Consider the following 8,166-nt stretch of genomic DNA (forward strand, 5'->3'; position numbering starts at 1 on the left):
AGACGACTTATATCCCAATTTTAGGGAGTAGAAGTCGTCTTTTTCTTCGCTCATCTTAAGGCTTAAATTAAAACAGTTAGTTCTTCAGTGGCCTCCTATTTGCGGATCGTCTTTTTCAGGTTATCGTCCGTTTCTTACTTAGGCATATCGGCGTAAGCCTTGTCGATCTTCTTGATAGCCTCGGCAATCGTCGTATCGACGTTGCGGTTGCCAATCGTTACTTCTTCAAACATCTTGTTGACAGCATCCGACATCTGCGGGAATATCGGCGTAATCGGACGCGAGCGGCCGTATTTCTGGTTCTGGATGACAAAAACGTTCTTCGGATATTCGTTCAGCTCCGGGAACTGCTTAGCGACGGAGTAGCGAACCGGAATATCCTTCGTCACACTGCTGTACAGCTTGGAGCTTTCCGCTCCCGTCACGTAGTTCACGAACTTCCAGGCTGCGTCCGCATTCTTGCTCTTGGAGGAGATAGCGAGGGACCATGAGCCGTTGGCCACCGCTTGCTTCGTTCCTTTAGGCAGCGGAGCGATGTCCCAATCCTCGCCGAGCTTAAAATTCGGGAACTTCTCGGCCAAGTAGGACAACGACCATGAGCCGTCGACAGTCATCGCAAGCTTGCCTGTAGGGAACGGATCCGGCGGATACTCCAGCGCCGATACTTTATCCTTATTATACAGATCCGCGAAGAACTGTAGCGCCTTCTTCGTTTCCGGCATATCCAGGTAGCCCTTAGATGTCGTACCGTCCTTGTCCATAATCTCCCCACCGAACTGCCAGATGATCGGATACTTGAAGTAAGCGGTTGATCCCGCGTTCCCAAAGCCTTGGGCCGGATCTATGCCGTAAATGCCCTTTTTAGCATCGCTCAGTTTAATTGCCGCTTCGCGTACCTGATCCCAGGTCATCGGCTCATCCGGGTTTTTGGAAGGTAGCGGAATACCTGCTGCCTCGAACATCTTCTTATTGTAGAAAAGAGCGATGGACGATTCCGTAAGCGGCGCCATATAGATGTTGTCTTTATAAGTATAGGCCCCGATTGTACCCGTCGGAATATCGTCGAGATTGCCATCCGCCTTGAAATAGTCCGTCAAGGGTTGCAATGCCCCTGATTGCGCGTAGGATGCCATGTTCGGCGCATCGATCGCCATAATATCAGGTGGATTGTTCGCTGCGATCGAGGTCCGGAGCTTCGCGTCGTAGTCCGAATAAGGTATCGGGCTCATCTCAACCTTGATGTCCGGATTGCTTTCATTAAATGCCTTGACCAACTGATCGTACGCGGAGTTTTCGGCGTCATTGCCGGAGTTACGCCAGAAGGTCAGCTTGACCTGCTCGCCGGATGCGGGCTTGTCAGAAGCCGATGCAGACGACGCGGATGCGCTTCCTGAAGCAGTTCCCGACGGGCTGCCGGAGTTCGCATTGTTGTTGGATGAGCAGCCTGCAAGGAAGGCGGTGACGAGCAGTGCGCTTGTGCCGATGGCAGCAAGTTTTGTTTTTTTCAAGGATGGTGCCCCTCTCTCGTATGTGGTTGTTTACAATAACATCGTATCATCCAAGAGAGCGCTTAATAATTCAATATGCTCGGTTTCTGAGTTGCAAAATAATCAGAAGGTTCAAGAAGAAACAGTATGCAAAGGCGCAGGAGAGGAGTCGCTTCCGCACATACGCACTCGCTTCTGGTCAAGGTACGTTTTCTGATAAAGCGGATCATTCGGCGAACAACGTCATTGATATGGCTGGGGAGAGACTTTGGTTAACGGCGTTGGAAGTGGACACTTCCATCATTACATTTTTCTAAAATTACCACGCTATTGAACTATACTGTCCTTAGCTTAATCCTTATTTTACCGCACTCGCACTACTGATGTCTGTTGACGGGTTCCAGCATATCAGATCCAGGACCTTGACACTCCACTTTATAAATTCGTTATTCCGCGTTACTGACGGTCGTCGGGAATGGGACCACGTTCTTGACTTTCGACAATGTTGTTACAAATTATTGCTGTCCAAACCATATAAAAGCCAACACTGGTCATACCCCCGTCAATTTACGAACATTTACTACTTCAATTCCTGCGAACTTACTTTACAATTATGACGCCACTCAATTGATTGAATTGACTGGGTGGCGTCAGAATTAGAGCGAAAAGTGACCTAAAAAACATTGAACAATCAAGGGTCATTTTCATAATAACTGATTTTGAATAAAATTGTTTTAAGCCAAATTAAGCAATTAGTCATCATTTCTGATAATACCCCCCAAATTGATTTGCATATTTATACAACAAAATTCTTTGGAATTCAGTTCGACAACAAATCTAAAAACAAAAAAACTCGATCATCTGTAATGATCGAGTCAAGAATGTTGGAAAATTCTTTATGCTGTTATGTAAAAATTACTACGAATTTTCATGGAAACGGGTAACTCGGGGATCTGAGTGCCAGTTAGTACAAACTTCACTGGTAACTCTATCGATAGGTGTTTAATAATTTCAAATAGCTCTACTCTATTTCTATTAACACTGACCAGTTCAATATCATCAACTACAAGATGTGAGATTTGTGTGTTGGGGATTACAAACTTCAGGAGCTGAATTAACTGTGGAATTCGATAGGCTTGATACCTGTTGACAATAGGAACGCCAAGTGAATTAAGAATTTCAAGTAATAACGATCTGGTTGACAGTTTTGCTGCCGGTAGTTTCAAATATACCGCCGTTGAGTTTTCTTGACAGTATCTTCGTAGAACGAATGTTTTTCCTGTCCCAGATGGACTGGAAATAAAGCCAAAAGATTTATCGGCATTTGTTAAAAAATCAGCAATAAACAACTTTATTTCCTCGTAATTCAAAATTATCATATCAATAACTCCCTCTAAATCGATCGTTATATATAGAAGTATTTACTAAAAATAAAGTTTTATACTTATTCATATATGTATTTGCTCCGTTTTCAATCCCGACAACCTTGTCGTAGGCATTAATGTTTGCATTCATAATCGTTTCTTCGTTTTTTGTCTCCAGTCTTCCAATAGGTTACCTAGTAGGACGCTCAAAATATGTAATCGTTGCGCTAACCTTATAAGGCTGCCAGCTGCCCGGCAGCCTTTCTTACTGCTTTACCTATCGTTCGCCGTCGTATTATGAGGTCAGCCAGTTTTTACTGGTTGACCTCATTTGTATAAGTGGTGTATCTATCAGTAGCCGGGGCAGATCGCCCGTTCGCCTGGGTCTGTAACCCGTCGCTAAAACAGATCGCCCCCTACTCATAGAAACCATGTTTAAGCTGGTTGAGACGTTAGATCTCGCATAACAAGCGATGTTGTGGAACTATGAGGCGTGTTTAGGGGTTCCGGCAATCTTATTAAAGGGAGAGTGCCTCATGAATCCAGTCATTGGTCTGGATATATCAAAAGGAAAAAGTGATGGACGAGTCTTCTTAGACAAAGGCAAACCCTATGGAAATCCATTTACTTTTCTGCATAACCAGGAAGGTCTTGACCAGTTCTTAGTCATCATTGGCTAACGTAAAAGATAAGGCTGGGAAAGCCCCTACTGTTATCTTGGAATCGACTGGGCATTATCATCAGGCTGTCATTCAGTTTCTGGAGGATCACGGTATCTTGTTTCTAGTCGTGAATCCGCTCATCTCAAATCAAGCCAAAAAAACGAGCCTGCGCAAAGTAAAAACCGATACGGTGGATGCTTATCGACTATGTGAACTGTATTACAAAGAGGAATTTGAGGACCATCAACGACGAGGGATCGAACTGCTGAATCTACGCCATATGACGAGGAAATTTGAATCTCTAACACAAATGTATGTACAGATAAAGTTGCAGTTCCAGGCGGTGCTAGATCAAGTTTTCCCGGATTACATAGGTATTTTCGGAGATCTCTATTCAAAGGTTTCTTTGTTGCTTCTGAAGCAATCATGACTCCTACGGCTTTTCGAGACGCCGGTGAACTAAGTGTTGCTGAAGTAATTGCTTGCCTTTGCCCCAGTCGTTCCGATCGCTGGGTTAGCGATAAAGCAACTCGAATCATTTCAGCCGCAGCTAACAACCCGTTTCAGATAGTAAGCTATAGCGGCCATCTAATAAGCTTGGCAATGTTCATTGAATTACTCCTTCAGTACCAAGAGCATCTTTCCCATCTACAAAGCCAGATCGATGCTCTTGAAGAAGTTGAAGGTTATCAGATTATCCAATCCATTCCCGGTATTGGTGGCAAAATCGCTGCAACGATTCTGTCAGAAATCGGGGAAGTCCATCGGTTTAATCACGCGAAGAAACTGGTTGCTTTCGCAGGCATAGACCCTAGCGTTTACTCTTCGGGCAAGTTTACAGCAACTACAAATCGAATTACAAAACGTGGATCAAAGAAGCTGCGTCATGCCCTCTATCTCGCCGTATTATGCGGTCTTAGGAAGACCGGAAGCAAGAAAATGCGAGAGTTCTATGACAAGAAACGCGAAGCTGGTAAGCCTCATCGTGTGGCTCTGATTGCTTGTGTGAATAAGCTTCTTCACTGGATTTATGCCCTTCTAGTGAAGAAAGAACAGTTTGTCGACCTAGCCTAGTTACCACTATTATAATTCAAAAGAAAAACCTTCCAGCAAGTGCATAGAAGGTTCTTTAGTGCACCTATTTAATAGTATACCGTCTTCCCATTCATAATTTAAGAGAAAAATGTTGACAAGATATTAGCTGGTTTTAGCTTATTGCCCGAAGGGTGAATATGGTTTATCAGATGCCGTCTCTCCTTGATATACTAACAAGATGCTTAATATTTCTTTCTGATCTTTATGTGATGAATATCATTTGTATGTTTTTTTTTTAATATTTCAATTGTTCCTTCTGGATATACGGGTTTTGAAGATAACTCCTCTATTGATTTCCAAATCAATTTTATATTTTCATATTCGTTATGTATTCTAAATTCAAAGTGATCTATGTCATTTTTAAGAAAACACCAATGAATCAAAGTGCAATTGTGCCTTTGTATTCCATCAACTTCAACAATACTTTCATTTACTAAAGCAAGATTTCCTATATCAATCAGTAAATCATATTCTTCAATTAGTTCTCTTGAAATAGCTTCTGCCGCTGTTTCACCAAACTCAATTCCTCCACCAGGAAATCTATAAAAAGATTCCTCAAAATCACATTGAACGAGGTATTCAGTGAATTGTTCGTTGCAAATAATTCCTTCGGCTCTTAATAAAGGTATAGTCATAAAATCATCCTTATCGACTAATTAATTATGAACTTTAAGCATTACTGTCCTCCTGAGCTTCATTCACATCACTTTATTTACTCTTTATTTTTACTGCTAAGTTTGAATATTTAAAGACTGCAAATGAATAATGATTCCCGGTTTCTAATGTATTAATATTCCCTATCAATTTGTATGTCCCATTATCTGTTATTACTTTAGACGTTCCTTTGGCTGAATACCGTGTATCTAATATTACTAGTTCCTTTATTGTCGGATCATTGTAGGAGTCAATTATGTTTTTTATTAGCATATCTGCGCCATTTAAAAAAAGCCCTGTGAAGATAATTGAGAAAAACCAGGAATTAAATATTCGCCAACCTTTTTTTGAAGTTTCTTTATTTCTTTCCTTTAGGATGAAGATAAAAAACGTACAAAACATAAGAACGAAAGAGTTATAACATATTTGTCCTATTAGATTTGAACCATATTCTGTTTTGAATACGAATTTGATTAATAGAATTTCAACTAAGCAATTCAGCGCAATAATCAATCTAATAATATTAATTGATCTGAAAAACCAGGGTTTCCTTCTATAATAATTGAGATGTGATATTGTCATTTAGTTCCCCCAGCTCTTACAGTAATTACGCATAACGTTCTTGTATTCACGACGCCCCACCACCTTTCGGTCACGAAGTGACCGGCCGCGATGCGGTTAGGTGGTGCGGGTGTGTTCGCCTGATTCCACTTACAGGCACTTTCTACTTCGGGCGAACCGAGGCAGCTCGTCTGCCGATGCGTGAATATGGTTTATCAGATGCTGGTTCTTCTTCGAGAAACCTTCAATTCTTATGGATTCCATTAAGGTTTCCATCGTTTAAATCTTGGTATCCATCTCGGCACATTTGCCTTATATGTTTGATATTCATTGCCAAATCTTTTATGTAATCCAGGCTCTTCTGAAACAATGAAATAAATATGATTTATTATAAAAAAGATTAATGACCAAATGATCAGTCCTATTGAATTAAATATTAATCCTTCACCAATTAGAATAAATAAAACACCAGAGATCATTGGGTTTCTTATATAACCGTATATGCCTCCAATAATTAAATTACTGGTTGGACTCCATGGGGCTAATGTACCCTTACCGATTAAAATAAAAGTTCGGATTGTAGACACTAGGATTACTAGACCTATAACAGTGATTAAGCCCCCAAGTACCGACTTATAATTAAGTTCAAAATTTATAGAATCCCCAATGATTAGATATGGAATAAAGACTGCATTTGTAATTGGTAATAAAAAGGAAATAAAGTGTTTGAAAAAAACTTTCACTCCCCCCTATACTTGTTCCAATGTACTTAACCGGTTTCTGATAACGTTCTTGTATTCACGACGCCCCACCACTGTGATTTTTCATGAATCTTTATAATATCGATCCCACAAAACCGCATTATTACAATAACTCTGTTTCAAATTTTCAAGTTTCAATCACAAATTCTAACCAATATGATGATTTTGTTTCAAGAAAATTTAGAGTTGATTTTGACTCGAATGAACCTCTATTCACTTTTTGCATAAATATACAACAAAGAGCCTCTGCCGCCCCGTAGTAAAAGGGCACATACCTGTACCGTTAGAATGATCGGCTTACTCCACCGGATAGGCATAACGACGAAGGAGTGAAAAGGCGTAGACCCGTCGAGAAATGTAAGTGAAAGCCCCCCTGTGGATACGTGGAGCAGCGTGCAGCAAAGCATTAAAAAAGGAGCGCAACCTCGCCCCCTATGTTCCCGCATGCGCTTGGTTACCGAATTTGACGGCAAAAAATCTCTACTTTCCATATTGCGATTTATCCTATGGTGAAATCCTGCGATTTAGCGAGCTCTGTGAGAAAACTAAATTCCGCTATCGTACCTGTAACCACTGAGAATTGCTACTCAGTAGTATAATTTTCAATATCTTTTGAAACTGAATAATATTGTCCTTTATTCCCGTGATATAAGTAACCATCACCAATATAGAAAAAATCTTCGGTTGGAAAGTGTAGCATAATCACTTCTTTAACGACTTCAGGTTTTATACCTATGGCTCGCTCTGGGGGATCTATTGCTTTACTTTTGATTATAACATTCACCAATCTGGAAATTTGATCTGCATCGGTTAACTTTTTCTCTAAATGTTCACCTTTCACTAACACTTCATTACTTTTTACTAAATCTTCAAACGTACTTTCTTTTGTACAACCTACAATAGCGAGTACAAACGTCATAATTACAATTGTAAGATAAAATTTAAGATTAATAGGTACCACCCCCATACAAATCGTTCCAAATATTAGACGTAAAAGCAATGAATTAGTTACGTTATCCTGCCCGTTTGTTTAACAGGCTGCCGATATGATCGGCAGCCTGTTGTCGTTGTACTATCGTTTCCGTTAGCTCAATCTATAGTATTTATCTTTTTGTTGGAGCCAGTTGACAATTACACTTCTGAAAGTGTCTAATGGTAGCTCGCAATAAGCTCTGTCTTCGGAATATGGGTCGATTATCCTCACTGTTGACTTGCTTAATTCAACATCATGATACTTCACACCAGAAAGGGTTTTGTTGGTTAAAGTACTATTCAATACTTCATCAATCGAATCAATTACCCATTTTCCCTTTTCATATTTATATTGAAGATTTGTCCCGATGAACGCTTCTAACAAATCATAGCCTGCTGGCAAAGAGATTACAGGTACTCCATTCATATCAATAAGTTTAAAGTTCATCAATACACCTCTAGGCATCGACTAATGGTTCTATATTATGTCGGCAGTTTCGTTTCGCTATCGTTCGCCGTTAGCGCAATAAGGAAATGATTTAATCAATGTAATAAACTCAACAATATCGTTATAAAATTTTTCTTTGTCTTGTCCCTTAAGACCATGGCC

The 8,166-nt window shown here is 40.4% G+C and carries 6 protein-coding genes and 1 pseudogene; 1 reads left to right on the top strand and 6 read right to left on the bottom strand.

The genetic code is table 11. The features are described 5' to 3' along the window. Nucleotides 1-134 precede the first annotated feature (134 nt). On the bottom strand, nt 135-1,508 hold the full coding sequence (locus DFP95_RS28370) for an ABC transporter substrate-binding protein (protein WP_245988049.1): 1,374 nt from the start codon (nt 1,506-1,508) through the stop codon (nt 135-137). Between the two features lie 875 nt (nt 1,509-2,383). After that, entirely contained in the window at nt 2,384-2,866 is a 483-nt protein-coding gene (locus DFP95_RS28380) for an AAA family ATPase (protein ID WP_115996048.1), read from the bottom strand. A 521-nt stretch (nt 2,867-3,387) separates the two neighbouring features. Between DFP95_RS28380 and DFP95_RS28385 the strand changes: the two are divergent. Continuing rightward, nucleotides 3,388-4,587 (top strand): annotated as a pseudogene (locus DFP95_RS28385) (IS110 family RNA-guided transposase). A 203-nt stretch (nt 4,588-4,790) separates the two neighbouring features. Here DFP95_RS28385 and DFP95_RS28390 read toward each other — a convergent pair. From DFP95_RS28390 to DFP95_RS28410, 4 genes are all read right to left on the bottom strand, one after another. Continuing rightward, nucleotides 4,791-5,243: an NUDIX domain-containing protein gene (locus DFP95_RS28390; protein WP_115996049.1), complete on the bottom strand. Its 453-nt coding sequence runs from the start codon at nt 5,241-5,243 to the stop codon at nt 4,791-4,793. Nucleotides 5,244-6,086: 843 nt separating this feature from the next. Next, entirely contained in the window at nt 6,087-6,566 is a 480-nt protein-coding gene (locus DFP95_RS28400; RefSeq protein ID WP_115996051.1) for a methyltransferase family protein, read from the bottom strand. A 601-nt stretch (nt 6,567-7,167) separates the two neighbouring features. Next, nucleotides 7,168-7,551 carry a hypothetical protein gene (locus DFP95_RS28405; protein ID WP_115996052.1) on the bottom strand — a complete coding sequence of 128 codons (384 nt, stop codon included), beginning with the start codon at nt 7,549-7,551 and terminating at the stop codon, nt 7,168-7,170. A 117-nt stretch (nt 7,552-7,668) separates the two neighbouring features. Next, nucleotides 7,669-8,004: a hypothetical protein gene (locus DFP95_RS28410; protein WP_115996053.1), complete on the bottom strand. Its 336-nt coding sequence runs from the start codon at nt 8,002-8,004 to the stop codon at nt 7,669-7,671. Between the last annotated feature and the right edge of the window lie 162 nt (nt 8,005-8,166).

The sequence above is a fragment of the Cohnella lupini genome (assembly GCF_003386205.1).
GTDB classification, from domain to species: Bacteria; Bacillota; Bacilli; order Paenibacillales; family Paenibacillaceae; genus Cohnella; species Cohnella lupini.